21 protein-coding genes are annotated in these 21,855 nt (G+C 64.2%); 3 read left to right on the top strand and 18 right to left on the bottom strand.

Annotation, left to right across the window (positions count from 1 at the left end; translation table 11 throughout):
• The 6 genes from trpD to rpe all read right to left on the bottom strand — a co-directional run bounded on the left by trpD (position 1) and on the right by rpe (position 5,645).
• The gene (gene trpD / locus GQB03_RS18210; RefSeq protein WP_159692408.1) at positions 1-1,032 is read right to left on the bottom strand and encodes an anthranilate phosphoribosyltransferase; all 1,032 of its coding nucleotides are present in this window, start codon (positions 1,030-1,032) and stop codon (positions 1-3) included.
• A 12-nt stretch (positions 1,033-1,044) separates the two neighbouring features.
• A complete protein-coding gene (locus tag GQB03_RS18205; protein ID WP_159692454.1) occupies positions 1,045-1,623 on the bottom strand; it encodes an anthranilate synthase component II in 579 nt (192 codons plus the stop codon).
• Positions 1,624-1,643: 20 nt separating this feature from the next.
• Entirely contained in the window at positions 1,644-2,477 is an 834-nt protein-coding gene (locus GQB03_RS18200; protein ID WP_159692406.1) for a BKACE family enzyme, read from the bottom strand.
• Positions 2,478-2,610: 133 nt separating this feature from the next.
• Positions 2,611-4,086, bottom strand: coding sequence for an anthranilate synthase component I (trpE, locus tag GQB03_RS18195; RefSeq protein ID WP_159692404.1), 1,476 nt, complete (start codon positions 4,084-4,086; stop codon positions 2,611-2,613).
• Positions 4,087-4,266: 180 nt separating this feature from the next.
• Positions 4,267-4,953 carry a phosphoglycolate phosphatase gene (locus GQB03_RS18190; RefSeq protein ID WP_159692402.1) on the bottom strand — a complete coding sequence of 229 codons (687 nt, stop codon included), beginning with the start codon at positions 4,951-4,953 and terminating at the stop codon, positions 4,267-4,269.
• Positions 4,950-5,645: a ribulose-phosphate 3-epimerase gene (gene rpe, locus GQB03_RS18185; RefSeq protein WP_159692400.1), complete on the bottom strand. Its 696-nt coding sequence runs from the start codon at positions 5,643-5,645 to the stop codon at positions 4,950-4,952. The genes GQB03_RS18190 and rpe overlap by 4 nt, the downstream gene beginning before the upstream one ends.
• 156 nt (positions 5,646-5,801) lie before the next feature.
• Here rpe and apaG point away from each other — a divergent pair, with 156 nt between their 5' ends.
• Together apaG and GQB03_RS18175 are read left to right on the top strand one after the other, a co-directional pair.
• Positions 5,802-6,185, top strand: coding sequence for a Co2+/Mg2+ efflux protein ApaG (gene apaG, locus GQB03_RS18180; RefSeq protein ID WP_159692398.1), 384 nt, complete (start codon positions 5,802-5,804; stop codon positions 6,183-6,185).
• Positions 6,186-6,210: 25 nt separating this feature from the next.
• Positions 6,211-6,810 (top strand): class I SAM-dependent methyltransferase, encoded by a 600-nt coding sequence (locus tag GQB03_RS18175; RefSeq protein ID WP_159692396.1) that lies wholly within the window; start codon positions 6,211-6,213, stop codon positions 6,808-6,810.
• Between the two features lie 26 nt (positions 6,811-6,836).
• Here the strand turns inward: GQB03_RS18175 and GQB03_RS18170 are convergent, their stop codons facing one another.
• The 4 genes from GQB03_RS18170 to secA all read right to left on the bottom strand — a co-directional run bounded on the left by GQB03_RS18170 (position 6,837) and on the right by secA (position 13,214).
• A complete protein-coding gene (locus GQB03_RS18170) occupies positions 6,837-7,391 on the bottom strand; it encodes a DUF2062 domain-containing protein (RefSeq protein WP_159692394.1) in 555 nt (184 codons plus the stop codon).
• A gap of 105 nt (positions 7,392-7,496) precedes the next feature.
• Positions 7,497-8,738, bottom strand: coding sequence for a bifunctional glutamate N-acetyltransferase/amino-acid acetyltransferase ArgJ (argJ, locus tag GQB03_RS18165; RefSeq protein WP_159692392.1), 1,242 nt, complete (start codon positions 8,736-8,738; stop codon positions 7,497-7,499).
• 149 nt (positions 8,739-8,887) lie between these two features.
• Positions 8,888-10,348, bottom strand: coding sequence for an HDOD domain-containing protein (locus tag GQB03_RS18160; protein WP_159692390.1), 1,461 nt, complete (start codon positions 10,346-10,348; stop codon positions 8,888-8,890).
• A gap of 136 nt (positions 10,349-10,484) precedes the next feature.
• Positions 10,485-13,214, bottom strand: a complete 2,730-nt coding sequence (gene secA, locus GQB03_RS18155; RefSeq protein WP_159692388.1) for a preprotein translocase subunit SecA — start codon at positions 13,212-13,214, stop codon at positions 10,485-10,487.
• Positions 13,215-13,401: 187 nt separating this feature from the next.
• On the opposite strand from secA, the gene GQB03_RS18150 reads away from it, so the two are divergent.
• Positions 13,402-13,833, top strand: a complete 432-nt coding sequence (locus GQB03_RS18150; protein ID WP_159692386.1) for a DUF721 domain-containing protein — start codon at positions 13,402-13,404, stop codon at positions 13,831-13,833.
• Between the two features lie 6 nt (positions 13,834-13,839).
• On the opposite strand, the gene GQB03_RS18145 is transcribed toward GQB03_RS18150, so the two are convergent.
• From GQB03_RS18145 to murG, 8 genes are all read right to left on the bottom strand, one after another.
• On the bottom strand, positions 13,840-14,028 hold the full coding sequence (locus tag GQB03_RS18145) for a hypothetical protein (RefSeq protein WP_159692384.1): 189 nt from the start codon (positions 14,026-14,028) through the stop codon (positions 13,840-13,842).
• On the bottom strand, positions 14,028-14,945 hold the full coding sequence (gene lpxC / locus GQB03_RS18140) for a UDP-3-O-acyl-N-acetylglucosamine deacetylase (protein ID WP_159692382.1): 918 nt from the start codon (positions 14,943-14,945) through the stop codon (positions 14,028-14,030). Before lpxC ends, GQB03_RS18145 begins: the two co-directional genes overlap by 1 nt.
• Positions 14,946-15,115: 170 nt before the next feature.
• Positions 15,116-16,255 (bottom strand): cell division protein FtsZ, encoded by a 1,140-nt coding sequence (ftsZ, locus tag GQB03_RS18135; protein WP_159692380.1) that lies wholly within the window; start codon positions 16,253-16,255, stop codon positions 15,116-15,118.
• Positions 16,256-16,407: 152 nt separating this feature from the next.
• Positions 16,408-17,637 (bottom strand): cell division protein FtsA, encoded by a 1,230-nt coding sequence (gene ftsA / locus GQB03_RS18130; RefSeq protein ID WP_159692378.1) that lies wholly within the window; start codon positions 17,635-17,637, stop codon positions 16,408-16,410.
• Positions 17,637-18,470 carry a cell division protein FtsQ/DivIB gene (locus GQB03_RS18125; RefSeq protein ID WP_159692376.1) on the bottom strand — a complete coding sequence of 278 codons (834 nt, stop codon included), beginning with the start codon at positions 18,468-18,470 and terminating at the stop codon, positions 17,637-17,639. Before GQB03_RS18125 ends, ftsA begins: the two co-directional genes overlap by 1 nt.
• A complete protein-coding gene (locus tag GQB03_RS18120) occupies positions 18,463-19,377 on the bottom strand; it encodes a D-alanine--D-alanine ligase (RefSeq protein WP_159692374.1) in 915 nt (304 codons plus the stop codon). The genes GQB03_RS18125 and GQB03_RS18120 overlap by 8 nt, the downstream gene beginning before the upstream one ends.
• A gap of 3 nt (positions 19,378-19,380) precedes the next feature.
• The gene (murC, locus tag GQB03_RS18115) at positions 19,381-20,775 is read right to left on the bottom strand and encodes a UDP-N-acetylmuramate--L-alanine ligase (protein WP_159692372.1); all 1,395 of its coding nucleotides are present in this window, start codon (positions 20,773-20,775) and stop codon (positions 19,381-19,383) included.
• Entirely contained in the window at positions 20,772-21,842 is a 1,071-nt protein-coding gene (murG, locus tag GQB03_RS18110) for an undecaprenyldiphospho-muramoylpentapeptide beta-N-acetylglucosaminyltransferase (RefSeq protein ID WP_159692370.1), read from the bottom strand. Before murG ends, murC begins: the two co-directional genes overlap by 4 nt.
• Between the last annotated feature and the right edge of the window lie 13 nt (positions 21,843-21,855).

The following is a 21,855-nucleotide window of genomic DNA, read 5'->3' as shown; positions in this document are numbered from 1 at the left end:
TCACTTGAACTTGCGGGTACAGGCGGCGAAGGCCTCGGCCTTGGCACGCGCCGCGCCGGAGGCGATGACTTCGCGCGCGCGTTCGATACCGGTGCCGATGTCGGCCACCATGTTGGCGGTATAGAGCGCCACGCCGGCGTTGAAGGCGACGATCTCGAGCGCCGGACCCGGGCGATTGGAGAGCACCTCCATGACCACGTCCCTGGACTCGTCCGCGCTCCCTACCGCAAGGTTGCGACTCGACATCATCGCCAGACCGAAGTCCTCGGGATGGATCTCGTATTCGCGGATCTCGCCATCCTTGAGCTCGCCGACCATGGTCGCCGCGCCGAGCGACACTTCGTCCATGCCGTCGCGGCCATAGACCACCATCACGTGCTTTGCACCGAGCTGCTGCATCACGCGCACCTGAATGCCGACCAGGTCCGGGTGGAAGACACCCATGAGCGTGTTGGGCGCGCCGGCGGGGTTGGTAAGCGGGCCGAGGATGTTGAAGATGGTGCGAACGCCCAGTTCCTTGCGCACCGGCGCGACGTTCTTCATCGCGCTGTGGTGGTTGGGGGCGAACATGAAGCCGATGCCGGTCTCGTCGATGCATTCGGCGACCTGCTCGGCACTCAGGGCGAGGTTCACGCCCAGCGACTCGAGCACATCCGCGCTGCCCGAGCTGGACGACACGCTGCGCCCGCCGTGCTTGGCCACCCGCGCCCCGGCGGCGGCGGCCACGAAGGCGGTGGTGGTGGAGATGTTGAAGGTATTGGCGCCGTCGCCACCGGTGCCGACCACGTCGAGGAAGTTGTCGTTGGGCGGCGGCACGACCACCTTGGTCGAGAGCTCGCGCATGACCGTGGCCGCGGCGGCGATCTCGCCGATGGTTTCCTTCTTCGTGCGCAGGCCCGCGAGGATCGCGGCGGTCATCACCGGCGAGATCTCGCCGGCCATGATGCGGCGCATCAGCGAAACCATTTCATCGAAGAAGATCTCGCGGTGTTCAATCGTGCGTTGCAGGGCGTCCTGGGGGGTAATGCTCATCGTATTCTCCGTTCAGGCGGTCGCGACGGACTGTTCAAGAAAGTTCTGCAGCATCCGGTGACCACCGTCGGTCAGAATGGATTCGGGGTGGAACTGCACGCCCTCGACCGCCAGGGTCTTGTGGCGCATGCCCATGATTTCGCCGTCCTCGGTCCATGCCGTCACTTCCAGACAGTCGGGAAGGCTCTCGCGTTCAACCGCGAGCGAATGATAGCGGGTGCAGGTCAGCGGGCTGGGCAGCCCGCGGAACACGCCGACGTCGGTATGGATCACCGGCGAGGTCTTGCCATGCATCAGGCGCTTGGCGTGCACCACCTTGCCGCCAAAGGCGGCGCCGATGCTTTGGTGACCAAGGCAAACGCCGAGCAGCGGAATGCGGCCGGCGAAGGCCTTGATCGCGGGTACCGAAATGCCCGCCTCGGCGGGCGAGCACGGCCCGGGCGAGATCACCAGCAGATCGGGCTTCATCATCTCGATCTGCTCGAGGGTGATTTCGTCGTTGCGGAACACCTTGACCTTGGCGCCAAGCTCTCCGAAGTACTGCACCAAGTTATAGGTGAAGGAATCGTAGTTGTCGATCATCAGTAGCATGTCTTTCATCCCGCCGGCGCTCAGCCGGCCTTGTAGGGTTTCATTCCAAAAACCTCGCGCACTTCCGCCGCGGAAGCAAGGCCGAAGCCCAGTTCATTCAGCAGCCGCGCGAGCCTGCCGACCTGGTCGGCGTTGTCGCGCAAGGGACGCCCATCGGCGGTTGTGAGGTTGTTTTCGAAGCCGACCCGGCAGTGCCCGCCGGCCAGTGCCGCCTGGGTCACGCAGGCCAGTTCGTGAGGTCCGAAGGCGCACACGCCCCAGCGCCACTCGCCCGGCAGTACCGGTAGATAATCCAGCACGTCGCGCGGGCTGCCCGCCTTGGTACCGTTGCGGCCCGCCACCAGCAGCACGAAAGGCCGTCGCTGGGGAACCCAGCCCGCCTCCCACCAGCGTTGTAGGGTCTGCAGCTGGGTCCAGTCGTAGACGATATATTGCGGCACCGTCCCGGCCGACGCGATCTCACTCAGAAAATCGCGGCCCCGCGCGATCTGGGCATCGTCGTCGGGATCGAGCAGTTCATTCAGGTTGAGGGTGATCATCTCCGGGGCGAGGGCGCGCTGCACCGCCATCATGTCGTCCGGCGTGAAACTGCTCCCGCGCTCGGTCGTCGGCTGGATGCAGATGTCGCACGCCGCGCGTACGGCGTCGTAGGCTTCGCGGTAACGGGCGATATCGAGGCTGTGCATGCCCTCGCCGTCGCGCACGTGCAGATGCAGGATCGACGCCCCGGCCGCGCGGCTGGCACGTGCCGTGGCGACGATCTCTTCGGTGCTGAGCGGCACCGCACCGTGCTCACGCTTGGTGCGGCGAGCGCCATTGGGCGCCACGGTGAGAATCACCCGCGCGCGATTCATGGTCGCACCAGCCCGCCCGCGCCGATCCGACACGAGGACGGACAGCCTTCGGGGGAACGCGGTCTGCAGCAGTACTCGAGGGCGTAGTCGATCATGCCTGCCTCCAGTTAAAGGGGGGGCGTTCGAACAGTCGTCAGTCGATGCGGGTATCGAGCCCGGCTTCCGCCATCTCGGCCGCGCGCAGCATCGCGCGGGCCTTGTTCTGCGTTTCCTGCCATTCGGAATCGGGGTCGGAATCGGCCACGATGCCGGCGCCCGCCTGCACATGGATGACGCCGTCCTTGATCACCGCGGTACGGATGTTGATCGCCAGATCCATATCGCCGTGGAAACCGACATAGCCCGAAGCGCCCGCGTAAATGCCGCGCTTGACCGGCTCGAGTTCATCGATGATCTCCATCGCCCGCACCTTCGGTGCGCCCGATACCGTCCCGGCCGGGAAGGTTGCACGCAGCACGGCCAGCGCGTTGAGATCCTCGCGCAGGCGACCCTCGACGTTGGAGACGATATGCATCACGTGCGAGTAGCGCTCCACCGTGAACCGCTCGGTGACCTTCACCGTACCGATCTCGGCCACCCGCCCGCAGTCGTTGCGCCCGAGATCGAGGAGTTGCAGATGCTCGGCACGTTCCTTTTCATCGGAAAGCAGATCCTGCTCCAGCTCCAGGTCTTCCGCGGCCGAGCTACCCCGCTTGCGGGTGCCGGCGATCGGCCGCACGGTGACGTCGCCGTCCTCGAGTCGCACCAGGATCTCCGGGGACGAACCCACCACATGAAAATCCTCAAAATTGAAGAAGAACATGTAGGGCGAGGGATTCAGGGTGCGGATCGCGCGGTACAGCGACAGCGGGCTGGCGGCAAAGGGTTTGCTCATGCGCTGTGACAGCACCACCTGCATGACATCGCCTTCGACGATGTATTCCTTGGCGCGCTGCACGGCCGCCTTGAACTCGGTCTCGCCGAAGCTCGACACCGCATCCTGCGATTCGGCCACGACCTCGGCCGGAATCGGTACCGGCGCACGGAGTCTGGCGAGCAGTTCGCGAAGACGTTTGCGTGCGCGCTTGTAGGCGCCGGGCACCTCGGGCTCGGCATAGACTACCAGCGTGAGCTTGCCCGAAAGATTGTCGACGATGGCGATCTCTTCAGACAGCAGCAGCAGGATGTCGGGCGTGCCGAGCGGATCGGCCTTGTCGGTCCCGGCCAGCCGCGGCTCGATGTAGCGCACCGTGTCGTAGCCGAAACAGCCGACCAGTCCGCCCGAGAAGCGCGGCAGATTCTCGCGCGCCGGCACCTTGATCCGCTCCATCACCTCGGCGACGAAATTGAGCGGATCGCCATAGTCACGACGTTCGACGAGACGGTTGCCGGTGAGCAGCAGTGCCGAACGGCCATAGACCTCGATCCGGGTCGAGGCGGCCAGTCCGATCATCGAATACCGGCCGAAGCGCTCGCCACCCTGCACCGATTCGAGCAGGTAGGTGTAGGGCTCGTTGGCCAGTTTCAGGTAAATCGAAAGCGGGGTATCGAGATCCGCGAAGGTCTCGAGGGTCACCGGGATGCGGTTGTAGCCCTGCGCAGCCAGCGCGTTGAATTCGGTCTCAAGCATGAAGACTCCGTAAGCATCTGTTTTTCTAGGTTATCACGGGCATTCGCCCGTCAATCGCAGCAGGTCAGGCGGCACGCCATGACCACCAGCCGCGCCCCGTGAACGCCCGGGCGCGGGCCGCTGCGATCTCCTTGTCGAAAAGCTTCTGCTGAAGAGTCACGATACGAATTCTGGTTGGATTTACCGGCCGGTGCGCCGCAGACGGATCATTGGCACGACCTCGGAAAGCGACGATACTAGCCCATCGCATTCAATGCTGTCCACCGGCTTGCCTTCACTGTAGCCATAGGTCATCAGCAGCACCGGCATCTCGCAGGCACGCGCAGCCAGCGCATCGTTCTCCGAGTCGCCGACCATCAGGGCATCGGCCACGCCGACACCGAGCCGGTCGCAGGCATGACGCAACATCGCGGGATCGGGTTTCTTCACCGGAAGGGTATCGCCGCTGATCACCGCACCGAAGAAATCGGCGATACCCATGCGTTCGAGCAGCGGCATGGTGAATTCGCCGGATTTGTTGGTCACGCAACCAAGGGCGAAACCCATCGCCCGCATCTCGGCAAGGCCCTCGACCACGCCCGGATAGATGCGGGTCTGGCTGCCATTGACGAAGGCGTAATGGCGTCGGAAGACCGGCAGCGCCATTTCCATGTCCACGTCGCTTACCGGGCCGTCCCCGCCGAGGCAGCGCCGAACCAGATTCGGAATGCCCTTGCCGACGAAACTGTGGATCTCTGCGACGCTGCGGGTCGGCCGGCCGAGTTCGGCCAGGGTGCGGTTGGCCGCCTCGGCGAGATCGTGGATGGTATCGAGCAGGGTGCCGTCGAGATCGAGCAACACCGCGCGGATTTCGTACTGCTTGCTCACGTCCTGATCTCCGCCAGTTGTGTCCGCAGCGCGCCGATCACCGAGTCGTAACGGTTGGGGTCTTCAATGCGCGCGGCACCGAAAACCGCCGAGCCGGCAACAAAGGTATCCGCTCCAGCAGCTGCGATTTCGCCGATGTTGTCGACCTTAACCCCGCCGTCGATCTCCAGCAGGATCTGACGACCACTGCGCTCGGCATAGGCGTCGATCCGGGCGCGGGCTTCGCGCAGTTTGTCGAGAGTGCCGGGAATGAACTTCTGCCCGCCGAAGCCCGGATTGACGCTCATCAGCAGCACGACATCGAGCTTGTCCATCACATGGTCCATCCAGAACAGGGGCGTCGCCGGGTTGAACACCAGCCCGGCCAGACAGCCACTGTCACGGATCAGGCCAAGGCTGCGATCCACATGCTCCGAGGCTTCCGGATGGAAAGTGATGACGTTGGCCCCTGCCTTTGCAAAGTCGGGAATGATGCGATCGACCGGCTTGACCATCAGGTGCACGTCGATCGGCGCCTCCGTGTGCGGCCGGATTGCCTCGCACACCAGCGGGCCAATCGTCAGGTTCGGCACGTAATGGTTGTCCATCACATCGAAATGGATCCAGTCGGCACCGGATGCAACGACGTTTCTGACCTCTTCGCCAAGCCGCGCGAAATCGGCAGAAAGCAGACTGGGGGCGATGCGGAACATGGATGGACTCCGGTGACTGACAGGACAGGGATTCTACGCGCGACTCGGACGAAGGCGGAAATCACGCTTTGGCAAACATCATGGCTTGCCCAAGCGCCGGGTTTCCGCTTCAATCGAATTGCGGGCAGAACGCCAGCGTCCCAACAGGGTAGAAAAATGAACAACAATACCAAGTACGACATCCGGGTTTCCGCCGAAGCGCAGTACATCGAGGAACAATCGGCACCCGAAGAAGGACGATACGTCTTCGCCTACCACATCACCATCGAGAACGCTGGAACGGTCGGTGCGAAACTGGTCAGCCGCCACTGGATCATCACCGATGGCGACGGCGACGAACAGGAAGTGCGCGGCATGGGCGTCGTTGGCGAGCAACCGGAACTGAATCCCGGAGGGCAGTTCGAGTACACCAGTGGCTGCGCCCTCGCAACGCCGGTAGGGGTCATGCGGGGCACCTACCAGATGACCGCCGACGACGGCACCCGATTCGATGCGGTAATCCCGGAATTCACCCTGGCGGTACCGAGAGTCCTGCATTGAGGCGTCCGGTAGCTGCCCGGCCCTGATGTCGCTGCGCCGAAGTTACACCCTCATCGCTCCGTTCTACGACGCGGTCGTCGCTGCCGCCACGCGCAGTGCCCGTTCGGCCAGCGCAGCATGGCTGGCCGACAAGCCGCCCATGAAGGTACTGGTGAGCGGCGTCGGCACCGGGCTGGATCTGCCGCACCTGCCGTCCGGGCATGAATACGTGGGCCTCGACCTGACCGAAGCGATGCTGCAGCGAAGCCGACCAAGGGCCGGCAAGCACACCTACTGGCCGATCCAGGGCGATGCGATGCGGCTGCCGTTTGCGGATCACAGCTTCGACTGCGCGATATTGCACCTGATCCTCGCGGTCGTGCCGAACCCCGGTCAATGTCTGCTCGAAACCGCGCGTATCCTGCGCCCCGGCGGGCATTTGCTAGTGTTCGACAAATTCCTCAAACGCGGCGAACCCGCCCGCCTGCGGCGCCTGCTCAATCCCCTGTCGCGCCGCGTCGCAACGCGCATGGACGTGGTTTTCGAGGACTTGCTGGCGCACGCACCAGAACTGGAACTGGCGTGGGATGAGCCGGTACTGGCCGGCGGGTGGTTCAGGCGCCTGGGATTGAACCGACGCACTTGAGCCCACCCGGCGCTGCCCACCTCGACTCACACCGCGCGTCGGTTCTTTCGGCGACGCTGCAGGCGCAGGATCGCCTGCATTCGCCAGATGCCGAGCACCGCAAGATAGCCGAGCACTGCCGAGCTGACTGCCAGAATCAGCAAACCGACGGCGAGCGGCTGGCCGACGCCGGAGATCCACTGCCAGAACGCGGAAAATGACTCCAGAGCACCCGCAAGCTGGGCCTGACCGACCGCGGCCGCGTGCTGAGCCGACCCCGGCGGGGCCTCGATGAAGACCCTGCCGATACGATAGGCCAGCAGGTAGACGAACGGAAAGGTGAAGGGGTTGGTGACCAGCGTCGCAAGCGCGGCGACCGGCGGATTGGCCCGCAGGAACAGTGCGGCCACGACCGCAAAGACAACCTGAGCAACCGGGATCAGGAAGCCGAAAAAGAGTCCGAGCGCAACGCCCCGCCCCACCGACTGGGCACTGAGCTGCCAGTTGCCGTGCCGCTCCAGCCAGCCAGCCATGGGCCGCAGCATGCGGCTGCGTCGCATGCTGTCGGGCGTTGGCAGGTAACGACGGAGGGTTTTACGCATCATGTGATCCCGGGTACGGCCGGCAGTGCCAGCCGCTCAGTCTAGCCGATCGAACAAGTCACCGGTTCGACATCAAGATGACCGCGGTGTTCACCCCCGACAATCTCAGCTGCGGTAATCGGCGTTGATCTTGACGTAGTCGTAGCTGAAGTCGCAGGTCCACATCGTGACCGCGGCGTCACCCCGCGCGAGATCGACCCGCACCGTGATTTCGGACGACTTCATCACCCTCGCCCCGGCCTCCTCCACGTAGGAGGCCGCCCGACCGCCGGCTTCGGCGACCAGCACCTCCTCGCTCCCGGCTGCGAGCCAGACGCGGATCTTCGATACATCGAGGTCGTCGATCCCGGCATAGCCGATTGCCGCCAGGATGCGTCCCAGATTGGGGTCCGAAGCGAAGAAGGCGGTTTTCACCAGCGGCGAGTGACCAATCGCGTAGCCCACCTTGCGGCACTCCTCGCGGCTCGCACCACCCTGGATGGCAAGGGTCATGAACTTGGTAGCACCTTCGCCGTCGCGGACGATTGCCTGGGCGAGTTCGATCGACAGTTCGATGACCGCGCTGCGAAGCACCTTGTAGTCGGCCGAAGCCGCATCGGTAATCTCGGCATTTGCAGCGCAGCCGGTGGCAATCAGGATAAAGCTGTCGTTGGTGGAAGTATCGCCGTCGATGGTGATCGCGTTGAACGAAAGTCCGGCCGCCTCCTTGACCAGCCCATCGAGCAGGGATTGCGAAATGGCTGCGTCGGTCGCAAGGAAACCGAGCATGGTTGCCATGTTGGGCTTGATCATGCCGGCGCCTTTTGACATGCCGGTCAGGGTGACCGCCACGCCGCCAATCTCCACCTTGCGCGACACCGCCTTGGCGATGGTGTCGGTCGTCATGATCGCGTGCGCTGCATCAAACCAGCCATCGGCACGCAGGTTGCGCTGTGCCGCAGGCAGGCCGGCGGTGAGCCGATCCATCGGCAGATGCTCGAGAATCACACCGGTGGAAAACGGCAGCACGGCCGTCGCATCGGTGCCCAGCAATGCCGCGACCGACTCACAGGTCTGCCGCGCGTTCGCCAGGCCCAGCTCGCCGGTGCCGGCATTGGCGATTCCGGTATTGACCACAAGTGCGCGAATCCCGCCCCCTTCGGCGAGATGCGCCTTGCACACCTGCACCGGAGCAGCGCAAAAACGGTTGGTGGTGAAAACCCCCGCAACCCTGCTGCCTGCCGCGAGTTCGACCAGGGTCACATCCTTGCGGTTGGCCTTGCGGATTCCGGCTTCGGCAACACCGAGGCGCACCCCAGCGACCGGGTGCAGACTGTCAGGCAGGGGGGGGCTCAGATTGACTGGCATGAAGCGACCTCATTCTAATGACGGTTGGCATCCGGCACGGAGTGCCCTTGACGTCCGGTGGTCGAACGTGCGGATGCGAGCGGGAATGATACCGGATTCGCCTCTCGTGCCGCGGGGCGACGCAGGTCGATCCGTCGGGCGCGCCCCTGTCAGCGGGCCGGCGCACCCTGTCCCAGGGCCAGGCTGACCTGCTGCGCAAAATGGACCAGCGACGCATGGGCGCTCTCGTCGTCGGCATGATCCAGACCGCCACGGTCGCCGAGGAAGAGGCCCACCGCGCGCCCCGTCGCGACGATCGGCGCGAGACAGCAGACGGCGTCGCCGACAATGCGACGCAGACGAGCGTCGGATGTCTGCCCGTCGCCGGCCAGGCAGATCGCCCGACGATGCTGCAGCACCTCACGGAAGGAATCTGCGACTGCGAAATCGAGCGAAAAAATGAACTGCTGACAGAGCGCGTCCGCGCCACGCCCAAGCCCCGCCTTTGCAACGATCTGCGTACGGGCCGGATTGACCAGCGCGAAGAGCACCCGTTCGAAACCCGCCGATCGGTAGATGCCCTCCAAGGCAAGGTGCATCACGTCATTGATCGCGCCGTGCGAGAAGATCAGCTGGGACAGTTCGCGGAGAATGCCAAGCTGAAGCACCGGGTCGGCCCTGACGAGAAGATCTCCGGCCGCCATATCGTCTTCGGGGAGAGAGACCTTGCCGGGAATTCGTCGCGCAGCCTCTGCGGCACCATAGCCGGCCGCAATCGAAGCCGCCTCTTCTGCCCGTGAGGACAGGCGCAGCGCAAGGTCCTCGCGCTCCATGCCGGTCATCTTCGAGAGTGCGGCCAGCGTTGCGCGCGACGACGCGGTTTCCCATCCCTGTTCGGCGGCCTCGGCAATCCTGTGCGACATCACCACCAGCTGTTCACTGCGGGATCCGTGCGTGCCGCCATCGGCGACCGACTGCGCCAGCGCACCCAGACGCCATTCGCGAACCAATCCGCTGGTAAGCTGGCGCAGACGGAAGCCGAGCACGCGCTGCTGCACTTCCTCGGCAACGACGCCCGGTTCGCGCAGCGCCGCATCCAGCTCCACTGCGGCCGTGCCACCGAAACACCAGAACGCCATCTCGCCAACCCGCCCCAGCAAGGCGGCGATGAAGATCTCCTCGGCGCGTGCGTCTCCGAGTTGCACGGCCAGGCCGCGGGCCTGAACCGCTGCGTGGAAACTGTGCGCCATACCCTCCACGACACGTTCGCGCACCCCGCCGGCCAGCAGCGTATCGACAAGACGGATACCGAGCGCCATCTCAGCAACCGTATCGAAACCAAGCACGACGATGGCCCGGCTGATCGTGCTGATGCTCTGGCGTGCCGGATTGTAGAGCGCGCTGTTGGCAAGCTTGAGCACCTTGGTGGTCATCGCCGCATCCTGCAGGATGACCTGGGCCAGGCGCTGGGCCGACGCCCGATCGTCGTCCGTAACCTGGCGCACGCTCGCTACCGTGGCACCGAAGGCCGGCATGTCGTTGTCGCGGATATGGGTCACCCAGCCCGCGGCATCGCGTGGCAGGGCGGTCCTCGGCGCATCGGGCAGGTCGAAATCGAGATCGGGATACATGAGGGAACTTACGACATCCGGGGCGCCGGCTTGAGCCGCACCTGAAGGACGGCCCGCCCGGTCGAGAACGCTGCGACAGTGAACGGAAAAGGGCGCCCCCACGAGCGCCCCTTCGTCTTCACCGCTTGCTCCGCCGTCAGCTCAGCTTGCCGTGACAGTGTTTGTATTTTTTGCCCGAACCGCAAGGACAGGGATCGTTCCGGCCGACCTTCGGGCCCGCGTTGACCACCGGCTGCGCGCCACTGCCGTCATCGGCCTGCCCGCTGCCAAGCGCCTCGTCGTAGTCGGCATGATGGTACTGGACGTTCTCCATCGCGGGTGGCGGCTCGGTTTCCTCAAGCTGCTCTTCGGTGCGGATCTGCACCGTCATGAGCAGCTTGGTGACCTCGGAGCGCACCAGCTGCAGCAGGCTTTCGAAGAGTTCGAAGGCTTCGCGCTTGTATTCCTGCTTGGGGTTCTTCTGGGCATAGCCGCGAAGGTGGATACCCTGACGCAGGTGGTCGAGCGCCGCCAGGTGCTCGCGCCAGTGTGTGTCCAGGCTTTGCAGCATCACGTTGCGCTCGAACTGATGCCACGCCTCGAGGTTCACCATCGCGACCTTGGCTGCGTAGGTCTCGTCGGCTGCCGCGAGGATGCGCTTGAGCATCTCTTCGTCGTCCAGCGCGGGCTCGGCCTTGATCCACTCGCCAACCGGCACCCGGAGCTGGAACTCGGACTCGAACGCCTGCTCGAGCGCAGCGATCTCCCACTGCTCCTCGACGCTTTCCTCCGGTACATAGGTGCGGAAGGTGTCGTAGATGACGCCCTGGCGCATCGCGGTGATGGTCTCGGAGATGTCTTCGGTGGCGAGCAACTCGTTGCGCTGCTGGTAGATCACCTTGCGCTGGTCGTTCGAGACATCATCGTATTCAAGCAGCTGCTTGCGGATATCGAAGTTGCGCTGCTCGACCTTGCGCTGCGCCGATTCGAGCGAACGGGTCACCATGCCCGCCTCGATGGCCTCGCCCTCGGGCATCTTGAGACGCACCATGATCGCGTTGAGACGCTCGCCGGCGAAGATCTTCATGAGCGGATCTTCGAGAGACAGGTAGAAACGGCTGGCGCCCGGGTCGCCCTGACGACCGGCACGGCCACGCAGCTGGTTGTCGATGCGGCGGGATTCGTGGCGCTCGGTGCCAATGATCTTGAGGCCGCCAGCCTCCAGCACCTGCTGGTGCAGCTTTTTCCATTCGTCGCGCAGCGCGGCGATGCGAGCACCCTTGTCGGCCTCGGGAATCGATTCGTCCTCGTTCAGCACCGCAATTTCGCGCTCGGGATTACCGCCAAGCACGATGTCGGTACCACGACCGGCCATGTTGGTGGCAATCGTCACCACGCCCGGCCGCCCCGCCTGCACCACGATCTCGGCCTCACGGGCATGCTGCTTGGCATTGAGCACCTGGTGCGGCAGCTTGGCCTTGGTCAGGAGACCCGACAGCAGCTCGGAGTTCTCGATCGAGGTGGTACCGACCAGCACCGGCTGTCCACGGGTGTGGCAGTCGCGGATGTCGTCGATGATCGCGTTGAATTTTTCCTTGGCCGTGCGATAGACCAGATCGTTCTCATCCTTGCGGACCATCGGCCGGTTGGTGGGGATCACCACCGTTTCGAGGTTATAGATCTGGTGGAATTCGTAGGCTTCGGTATCAGCGGTGCCGGTCATGCCGGCGAGCTTGCCGTACATGCGGAAATAGTTCTGGAAAGTGATCGAGGCGAGCGTCTGGTTCTCGGCCTGGATCTTCACCCCCTCCTTGGCCTCGACGGCCTGGTGCAGGCCGTCCGACCAGCGCCGGCCTGCCATCAGGCGACCGGTGAATTCGTCGACGATCACCACTTCACCGTTCTGCACCACGTATTGCTGGTCGCGGTGATACAGCGCGTGCGCGCGCAGCACGGCATAGAGATGGTGCATGAGCGAAATGTTGGCAGGCTCATAGAGGCTCGAGCCCTCGGCCAGCATGCCGAGGCGCGCCAGAATTTCCTCGGCGTGAATGTGTCCGTCCTCGGTGAGCAACACCTGGTGGGCCTTGAGGTCCACGGTGTAGTCGCCCGGATCGGTGACGTCATCCCCCTCACCTTCCTGCTTCTTGAGCATCGGGGGGACCTGATTCATCTTCACGTAGAGCTCGGTGTGGTCTTCCGCCTGCCCCGAGATGATCAGCGGGGTCCGCGCTTCGTCGATGAGGATCGAGTCGACTTCGTCGACGATCGCATAATTGAGCGTGCGCTGGACCCGTTCGCCGGTCGTGTAGACCATGTTGTCGCGCAGATAGTCAAAACCGAACTCGTTGTTGGTGCCGTAGGTGATATCCGCGGCATAGGCTTCCTGCTTCGCAGCATGGGGCATCTGCGAGAGGTTCACGCCGACGCTCAGACCCAGGAAGCGGTAGATCCTGCCCATCCAGTCCGCGTCACGACTCGCCAGGTAGTCGTTGACCGTGATGACATGCACGCCCTTGCCCGACAGCGCGTTGAGGTAGACCGCGAGCGTCGCGGTCAGGGTCTTGCCCTCACCGGTGCGCATCTCGGCGATCTTGCCGTTGTGCAGCACCATGCCCCCGATCATCTGCACGTCGAAGTGGCGCATGCCGTGGACACGCTTTCCCGCCTCGCGGACAACGGCAAAGGCTTCCACCAGCAGGTCGTCGAGCGAGGCCCCGTCGGCGACCCTTTTGCGGAACTCGTCGGTCTTGGCTTTCAGCGCTTCGTCGCTGAGCTTCTCGATCTCCGGTTCGAGTGCGTTGATGGCACGCACGGTCTGGGAGTACTGACGGACAAGCCGGTCATTGCGGCTACCGAAGATCTTTTTCAGAAGACCAGGAATCATGGCGTGGGCAAAGGGTCTTTTCGCAAAGCGCGCATATTATCATGCGGGGCAGAAGGGGCTTCGGAAGCGTTCCGGCCGACCGCGAGATCAAGCACGGTCGGCACCCAATGCCTCGTCCGCCAGCAGCCTTCCGCGCAAGGCCCTGCCTCATTCGCGCCAGACACTTCAAACCCGGGACCCCCGCAAGATGAGCACCCCACTGCAACGCTATATCGGACAGGCTGATCCGCTCGCCCGGCTGCGGGACCACGCCGAGCGGCTGTTGCGCCTTGACTCCGCAGTGCAACGCGCGCTGCCGGAGCACCTGCGCAACAGCTGTCACGTGGCGAACATCAGGCAGGACGTACTGGTGATCCACACTGCCAGCGGTGCTGTCGCGGCAAAGTTGCGGCAGCTCGCTCCGGGCATCCTGCGTGCCCTGCATGGAGAAGGCATGCTTCTGTCAGAGTTGCGGGTCAGGGTTGCAATGCCGGATTATCGGCCCGAACCACCCGCGGTCCAGCGTCACGTCTCTGCGCCGTCGTTCGAGGCCATGAACAGGTTGGCAGAAACGCTGCCGGAAAATTCGCCGCTGCGAGCAGCGCTTGGCCGTTTCGTCCGACAAAGCCGCGGCGATTGACGCCAGTCAGACGAGAGGCACGAGGACCCGCTCCAGGGCAATCAGCGCGAAGAAGACAAGCGCCACGATCAAGGCGTAGCGAAAGATCCGCCATGCCAGGTCGAGATAACGCCGCTCACCCTTCAGGAAAAAGGCCCCGACGCTGAGCACGATGCCAATCGCCGCCAGAACGGCCAGCAGGCGCAGGATCAGCATCAGGCCAGTTGCAGCTGGAACAGCCTCGCCACGGCTGGCGGCGTTGCCTTGTCGCTCTCGAAAGAGACGATCTCCCAGGCACTGCGATCCTCGAGCAGGACCCTCAGGATCTGGTTGTTGAGTGCATGCCCCGCCTTGTGAGCCGAGTAGGCGGCGAGGAGCGGATGCCCGCACAGGTAAAGGTCACCGATCGCGTCGAGCACCTTGTGCTTGACGAACTCGTCGGCGTAACGGAGCCCATCGCTGTTGAGCACCCGGTATTCGTCCATCACGATCGCATTGTCGAGGCTGCCACCGAGCGCGAGTCCGTTCGAGCGCATGAACTCGACGTCCTGCATGAATCCGAAAGTGCGCGCGCGTGCCACGTCACGCACGTAAGCCTGCTCGGCGAAATCGACGACCACGGAGGTCCCGGTCTTGTCGATCGCAGGGTGATTGAACACGATCGAAAATTCGAGCTTGAAGCCGTCATGTGGATCAAGCCGCACCCATTTGTCGTCTTCGCGGTATTCGACGGTCTTCTTCACACGCATGAACTTCTTGGGCGCCTTCTGCTCTTCGATCCCGGCCGACTGCAGCAGAAAGACGAACGGGCCGGCGCTGCCGTCGAGGATCGGGATTTCCTCCGCATCGACATCGACGTAAAGGTTGTCGATTCCCAGACCAGCCAGCGCGGACATGAGATGCTCCACGGTCCCCACCTTCGCGGCCCCCTGCTGCAGACCCGAGCACATCCGCGTATCGACGACCGAATACGGGTCGGCGGGGAGATCGACGGGCGGATCGAGATCGACACGACGAAAGACGATACCGGTATCCGGCGCAGCGGGCCGCAGCACCAGATTGACCTTGCGGCCCCCATGCAGGCCCACCCCGGTGGTGGTAACGATGGACTTCAGCGTGCGCTGGCGGATCATTCTGAAAGCTCTCGAAAAGACGTCCTGAGTCTAACACGCACCCTTTTCCGGCCAGACCTATGCTTACCATAGTTCACGACCATCGGACGCGCCGCAAAGCGACACGGGCGCCCGGCACAGACGGAGGCGACGTCTGTGCCGGGCGCCCGTCGGGCGAGACGACTGTGGGCTCAGTCGGCCTGCTTGCGCAGGAAGGCCGGAATATCGTAGGTGCCTACGCCGTTGGCGCTCATCGCTTCGACCGCCGAACGACGTCCGGTACGAATCACCGCCGGTACGTCAAGATTGCCGTAATCGACCGCACCGCCATTGGGACCGTACGTACCGGTACCGGCCACCACCTGCATCACCGGCTGCTTGGCGACGCGCGGCAGGCCGAGACCAGTCGCGACCACGGTGACGCGGATGCGATCACCCATTGATTCCTCGAAGACCGTGCCGTACTTGACGAAGGCTTCTTCCGCAGCAAAGGCCTGAACGGTCTTCACTGCGTCGCGAACTTCGGACATCTTCAGCGAACGGCTCGCGGTGATGTTGATCAGCACGCAGCGGGCGCCGGAAAGCTCGGTGCCCTCGAGCAAGGGACTGACCGCAGCCTGTTCCGCGGCGATGCGGGCGCGATCCATGCCCTCGGCCTCGGCGGAGCCCATCATGGCGCGGCCCATCTCGGCCATCGCGGTACGCACGTCCTGGAAATCGACGTTGACCAGGCCCGGCACGTTGATGATCTCGGCGATACCGCCAACCGCATTCTTCAGCACGTTATCGGCGGAGCGGAAGCAGTCCTCGAAACCTGCATCGTCGCCGAACACCTCGAGCAACTTGTCGTTGAGCACCACGATCAGCGAGTCGACCTGCTTGGCAAGCTCTTCGACACCGCTCTCGGCTACACGGAAGCGATTCTCGAAATCGAATGGTTTGGTGACCACGGCAACGGTAAGAATGCCCATTTCCTTGGCGATTTCGGCCACGACCGGCGCCGCGCCGGTACCGGTACCACCGCCCATGCCCGCCGTGATGAAGCACATGTGCGCGCCTTCAAGGGCCGCGGCGATCTCTTCGCGCGACTCCTGGGCCGCAACACGGCCGGCTTCAGGTTTGGAACCAGCCCCCAGACCGGTTGCACCGAGCTGCACCTTTTTCTGTGCAAGACTGCGGGACAGCGCCTGGGCATCGGTGTTGGCGCAGACGAAGTCCACGCCCTGCACGCCCTCGCGGATCATGTGATCCACTGCATTGCCGCCCGCGCCGCCGACACCGACCACCTTGATGATCGTTCCGGTTGCGACCTTCTCAACGATTTCAAACATTTGCCTCGCCTCCTTGAAAAACAGCCTGAAATACAGGGTTTGCGCCCAGCCCTGCGGCTATTTAGTGTTAGCGCGGAAGCTTACAACTAAATAGCCGACGAGGACAGTTCCAACACTCAAATTGCTTCATTCCATCCGCAAATTTGCGGCGTTCAGAAATTCTTCTCGAACCAGCCCTTTATGCGACCGAAAAACTGCTTCACGTTTCGGGTTTCGCGCGCCTGCAGCCCTCGCCGCCGCTGCGCCGCGCCCTCCATCACCAATCCCATTGCCGCCGCGTAGCGGGCCTGGCAGACCACGTCGGCCAGGCCGCCGCTGTATTGCGGCACGCCGACCCTCACCGGCATGTGAAAAATCTCTTCGCCCAGGTCTTCCATACCGAGCATCACCGCGGAACCGCCTGTGAGCACGATGCCCGAGGAGAGCAGCTCCTCGTAGCCACTGCGCCGCAGCTCACCTTGCACCAGCTCGTAGAGTTCAGACACGCGCGGCTCGATCACGTCGGCCAGTGCCTGCCGCGAGAGCTTGCGCGAGGGACGATCGCCGACGCCCGGTACCTCGATCATCTCGGACGGGTCCGCCAGAGTGTGCATGGCCACACCGTGACGGATCTTGATGTCCTCGGCCTCGGCGGTTGGGGTACGCAGCGCCATTGCGATGTCATTTGTAATCTGGTCACCCGCCACCGGCAGGACCGCGGTGTGGCGGATCGCGCCGTGGGTGAACACCGCGATGTCGGTGGTGCCGCCGCCGATATCGACGAGACATACGCCGAGTTCCTTCTCATCTTCGGAGAGGGTGGCATAGCTCGATGCCAGCGGCTGGAGGATCAGGTCCATCACCTCGAGACCGCAACGGCGCACGCACTTGATCACGTTCTGCGCGGCGGACACCGCCCCGGTGACGATATGCACCTTCACCTCGAGCTTCACCCCGCTCATCCCGATCGGCTCGCGCACCCCATCCTGCCCGTCGATGATGAACTCCTGGGTGAGGATGTGGAGGATCTGCTGGTCCGCGGGAATTGGCATCGCCCGCGCCACCTCGATGACGCGCTCGACATCGAGCGGCGAGACTTCCTTGTCCTTGATCGCCACCATGCCGTTCGAGTTGAAGCTGCGGATGTGGCTACCGGCGATGCCGGTGTAAACGTCGCGGATCTTGCACTCGGCCATCAGTTCAACTTCCTGGATGACGCGCGAGATCGCATCCACCGTCGCTTCGATGTTTACCACCACGCCTTTCTTGAGACCACTCGAGGACTGGGTACCCAGACCCACCACCTCAAGCCGTCCATCAGGCTTCACTTCCGCGACCATGCAGGTGATCTTGGCAGTGCCAATATCCAGCCCGACGATCAGATCCTTGTATTCCTTGCTCATCATTTGCCCTTGACAGACTTCTGCACGGCTTCGGCCTTCAGGGCGAAGCCGCCCGGGTAGCGCAGATCCGCCACCGCCACCTGGATTCCCGTTTTCTCCAGTGCCACCGGATACGCCTTGACGAAGCGTGCAAGGCGTTCCCCGATGGGCACACTGGCCTGTTCCCGACCAAGCTGGATGATGAGACCGTCATCCAGCTTGAGTTGCCATGCCTCGCGCGCCGACAGCGTCAACGCAACCAGTTCGTGGCCAAGCGGCGCGACGGCTTCGCCGAAGTTTCGATAACGTGCCAGCAACAGCGGTGCCGACCCCTCGGGCCCGGCGAGGCTCGGCATGTGCGCATTGCTGGCGGCGACGAACACTTCACCCTGGCGATTGACGAGGCGTGTTTCGCCACTGCCATTGACCGTCCAGAATGCCGCCGCCACGTGCTCTTCGAGGCGCACCTCGATACTCGACGGCCAGTGCCGGCGAACCTCGGCCTTACGGACCCACGGCAGCTTCTCGAAGGTCTGACGCACCTGGTCAAGGTCGACCGTGAAGAAACCGCCCTTGACCGCGGTGCGCGCCGCGTATTCAAGCTGCGCAGCGGTCACCTGGGCGACGGGTGTGCTCACCACCACCTCATCGATCGGAAAGAGGGGTTGACGAAGAAACCAGCTGAAACACGCGTAGCCAAGCGCGGTCGTGCCGAACAGGATCAACACATCGGAAATCAGGTTCAGCAATGCGGGACGATCCCATAGCCCGTTGCCGCCCCGTTCGCGCGCGCCCGTGCCGCCTCCCTTGCGGGACGCCGCAGTGAAACCGGCGCGAGCCTGGATCTCAGCCAAGACGGGCCTCCTCCAGGATTGCGACACAGAGGTCTTCGAAGGAGAGGCCAGCAACGCGGGCCGACATCGGCACGAGCGAGTGCCCGGTCATGCCCGGCGCGGTATTCATCTCGAGCAGGGTGTAGCTGCCATCCTCGCGCAGGATCAGATCGGCACGGCCCCAGCCGCGGCAGCCCAGAACCCGGGCCGAGCGGATGACCACGCCCTGCATCTCCGCCTCGAGTTCCGGCGGCAGGCCGCTCGGGCAGAAATACTGGGTATCGTCGGTGAAGTACTTGTGCTGGTAATCGTAGTTGCCGTCGGGCGCGACGATGCGCACCAGCGGCAGGGCCCGCTCGCCGAGGAAGGGCGCGGTGAGTTCCTGGCCGGAGACGAACTCCTCTGCCAGGACAAGGTTGTCGTAACGCGCAGCAAGCGCCCAGGCCGCCTCGAGCTGCCCGGCATCGGTGACCTTGGTGGCACCCATGCTCGAGCCCTCGTGTACCGGCTTGACGAAGATCGGCAGGCCAAGCCTTGCCACGACCGCATCCCAATCGGAATCTGCGTAGAGGATCTCGTACTTCGGAGTGGGCAGGCCGACCGCCTGCCAGACCATCTTGGTCCGCCACTTGTCCATCGAGATCGCCGAGGCCATGACGCCGCTGCCGGTATACGGAATTTCCATCAGCTCGAGCGCCCCCTGGACCGTCCCGTCTTCACCGCCGCGACCGTGCAGGATGATGAAGGCGCGGTCGAAACCCTCTTCCTTGAGGGTATGCAGATCTCGCTTGGCGGGATCGAACGCATGTGCGTCCACCCCCTTCGCCTGCAGAGCCGCGAGCACCGCGCGACCCGACATGAGCGAAACCTCCCGCTCCGCCGAGCTGCCACCAAATAGCACTGCCACCTTGCCGAACCTGTCGCTCACCGCCTACTCCTCGATCGCCGCCAGTCTGCCAGGCACTGCGCCAACAGAGCCGGCGCCCATGGTGATCACCACATCGCCGTCCTGGGCCACGCTCAGGATGGTTCCGGGCATTTCCTCGATGTCCTCCACGAAAACCGGTTCGACCTTGCCGGCAACCCGCAGGGCGCGCGCGAGCGAGCGTCCGTCGGCAGCAACGATGGGCTGCTCTCCCGCGGCATAGACTTCCGACAACATGAGCGCATCCACCCCCGAGAGGACCTTCACGAAATCCTCGAAGCAGTCGCGGGTGCGGGTGAAACGGTGCGGCTGAAAGGCAAGCACCAGCCTGCGCCCCGGGAATGCACCGCGGGCTGCAGCGATCGTCGCCGCCATCTCGACCGGGTGGTGGCCATAGTCGTCGATCAGCGTGAAACTGCCACCGGCCGGCAGGGCAACATCGCCGTAGCGCTGGAAGCGCCGGCCGACACCCTTGAAATCGTTGAGGGCCTTGGCGATCGAGGCGTCGGGCACGCCCACCTCGGTCGCCACCGCGATCGCCGCAAGGGCGTTGAGCACGTTGTGCAGCCCCGGCAGGTTCAGCGTCACCGGGAAGCGCGTCACCTTGCCGTTGACGCGGACCACGTCGAAGAGCATTTGGCCATTCTCGGCGCGCACGTTCTCGGCGCGCACGTTTGCGGACTCCGACAGGCCGTAGCGCACGATCTGCTTCGATACCAGAGGCATGATCGAACGCACATGCGGGTCGTCCTCGCACAGCACCGCAACGCCATAGAAAGGCAAGTGCTGGAGAAAATCGACAAAGGACTGCTTGAGCTTCGCGAAGTCGTGCCCGTAGGTTTCCATGTGGTCGGCGTCGATGTTGGTCACCACCGAGATCACCGGATTGAGCAGCAGGAACGAGGCATCCGATTCATCCGCCTCGGCGACCAGGAAATCCCCCTTGCCGAGGCGCGCGTTGGCACCAGCCGCATTGAGTTTGCCGCCGATCACGAAGGTCGGATCCATGCCGCCTTCGGCGAGGATGCTTGCGACCAGCGAAGTCGTGGTGGTCTTGCCATGCGTACCGGCGATCGCGATTCCCTGCTTGAGCCGCATCAGCTCCGCCAGCATCTGAGCGCGCGGCACCACCGGAATGTGCGCGGCGCGGGCAGCGATCACCTCCGGGTTGTCGTTCTTGACCGCGGTCGAGGTCACCAGTGCGTCAGCCCCTGCAATATTGGCGGCGTCGTGGCCCTTGACGATCACCGCGCCGAGGGCCCTGAGGCGGCGGGTGGCGACGTTGTCCCCAAGATCGGAGCCGCTGACCTGGAAACCGAGGTTGACCAGCACTTCGGCGATGCCGCTCATGCCGGCGCCGCCGATGCCCACGAAGTGAATGTGTTTGACCTTGTGTTTCATGACTTTCCTGTCGATGCGGCGGCCTCGCAGAGCGCCGCCACCTTGCTTGTTGCTTCTGGCCGTGCCAGTGCCCGCGCATGCAGTGCCATTCCGAGCAGACGCTCGCGGCTCAGGCTGCCGAGCAGTTCGGCCAGGCGCTCCGGCGTCAGCTCCGGCTGGGGCAGCAGAATTGCCCCGTCACGGTCGGAGAGAAAACGCGCATTGCCGGTCTGGTGGTCGTCGACCGCATGCGGCAGTGGCACCAGAATGCTGGCGGCGCCGGCTACCGCGAGCTCGGCAACGGTGAGCGCGCCGGCACGGCACAGCACCACATCGGCGGCGCCGTAGCGTTCTGCCATGTCATCGATGAAGGGCAGCAACTCGCCGCTGACCCCGGCCTTGGCATAGTTCTCCTGCAGCGCATCGATCTGCTTGGCGCCGGCCTGATGGGTCACCACCGGGCGTCGATCCTCAGGAATCAACGCCAGCGCCGCCGGGACAGCATCGTTGAGCGGCCTGGCGCCCAGGCTGCCGCCCACCACCAGCAGACGCAACGGGCCGCTGCGACCCTCGAAGCGCTGCGCCGGATCAGCCAGCGCGGCGATCTCGCTGCGCACCGGATTGCCGGCCCATTCACCCTTGGCGAGCACGTTCGGGAAACCGGTGACGACCTTGTCCGCGACCCCGGCAAGCACCCGGTTGGCCAGCCCGGCCACCGAGTTCTGCTCGTGCACCACCAGCGGACGGCCCGACAGCGCGGCCATCATGCCGCCCGGGAAAGTGACGTAGCCGCCCATGCCGAGCACCACGTCAGGCCTCACCCTGCGCAATTCGCCGAACGCCTGCCAGAAGCCGCGCAGCAGGTTGACCGGCAGCAGCAGCTTGCGCAGCAGGCCCTTGCCGCGCAAGGCACCGAAACGCACGACGGCCATCGGATAGCCGTGTGCGGGGACGATGCGCGCCTCCATGCCGTCCGGATTACCCATCCAGACAACCTGCCAGCCGCGCTCCTTCATTGCGTCGGCGACCGCCAACCCGGGGTAGATGTGCCCGCCGGTACCGCCTGCCATGACCATCAGGGTCTTCATGCCCACCCCTCAC

Source organism: Cognatazoarcus halotolerans (assembly GCF_009800965.1).
GTDB lineage: Bacteria > Pseudomonadota > Gammaproteobacteria > Burkholderiales > Rhodocyclaceae > Cognatazoarcus > Cognatazoarcus halotolerans.
Note: the sequence above shows the minus strand (reverse complement) of the source record. Positions and strands in the feature narration are given on the sequence as shown.

What these genes read in the sequence shown, in the direction of transcription:
- ftsZ (WP_159692380.1), bottom strand. Translation starts at nt 16,255, where the DNA reads ATGTTTGAAATCGTTGAGAAGGTCGCAACCGGAACGATCATCAAGGTG.
- secA (WP_159692388.1), bottom strand. Translation starts at nt 13,214, where the DNA reads ATGATTCCTGGTCTTCTGAAAAAGATCTTCGGTAGCCGCAATGACCGG.
- rpe (WP_159692400.1), bottom strand. Translation starts at nt 5,645, where the DNA reads ATGTTCCGCATCGCCCCCAGTCTGCTTTCTGCCGATTTCGCGCGGCTT.
- apaG (WP_159692398.1), top strand. Translation starts at nt 5,802, where the DNA reads ATGAACAACAATACCAAGTACGACATCCGGGTTTCCGCCGAAGCGCAG.
- lpxC (WP_159692382.1), bottom strand. Translation starts at nt 14,945, where the DNA reads ATGATCCGCCAGCGCACGCTGAAGTCCATCGTTACCACCACCGGGGTG.
- murC (WP_159692372.1), bottom strand. Translation starts at nt 20,775, where the DNA reads ATGAAACACAAGGTCAAACACATTCACTTCGTGGGCATCGGCGGCGCC.
- trpD (WP_159692408.1), bottom strand. Translation starts at nt 1,032, where the DNA reads ATGAGCATTACCCCCCAGGACGCCCTGCAACGCACGATTGAACACCGC.
- GQB03_RS18205 (WP_159692454.1), bottom strand. Translation starts at nt 1,623, where the DNA reads ATGCTACTGATGATCGACAACTACGATTCCTTCACCTATAACTTGGTG.
- ftsA (WP_159692378.1), bottom strand. Translation starts at nt 17,637, where the DNA reads ATGAGCAAGGAATACAAGGATCTGATCGTCGGGCTGGATATTGGCACT.
- GQB03_RS18160 (WP_159692390.1), bottom strand. Translation starts at nt 10,348, where the DNA reads ATGTATCCCGATCTCGATTTCGACCTGCCCGATGCGCCGAGGACCGCC.
- trpE (WP_159692404.1), bottom strand. Translation starts at nt 4,086, where the DNA reads ATGCTTGAGACCGAATTCAACGCGCTGGCTGCGCAGGGCTACAACCGC.
- GQB03_RS18170 (WP_159692394.1), bottom strand. Translation starts at nt 7,391, where the DNA reads ATGCGTAAAACCCTCCGTCGTTACCTGCCAACGCCCGACAGCATGCGA.
- GQB03_RS18150 (WP_159692386.1), top strand. Translation starts at nt 13,402, where the DNA reads ATGAGCACCCCACTGCAACGCTATATCGGACAGGCTGATCCGCTCGCC.
- GQB03_RS18175 (WP_159692396.1), top strand. Translation starts at nt 6,211, where the DNA reads ATGTCGCTGCGCCGAAGTTACACCCTCATCGCTCCGTTCTACGACGCG.
- murG (WP_159692370.1), bottom strand. Translation starts at nt 21,842, where the DNA reads ATGAAGACCCTGATGGTCATGGCAGGCGGTACCGGCGGGCACATCTAC.
- GQB03_RS18200 (WP_159692406.1), bottom strand. Translation starts at nt 2,477, where the DNA reads ATGAATCGCGCGCGGGTGATTCTCACCGTGGCGCCCAATGGCGCTCGC.
- argJ (WP_159692392.1), bottom strand. Translation starts at nt 8,738, where the DNA reads ATGCCAGTCAATCTGAGCCCCCCCCTGCCTGACAGTCTGCACCCGGTC.
- GQB03_RS18145 (WP_159692384.1), bottom strand. Translation starts at nt 14,028, where the DNA reads ATGCTGATCCTGCGCCTGCTGGCCGTTCTGGCGGCGATTGGCATCGTG.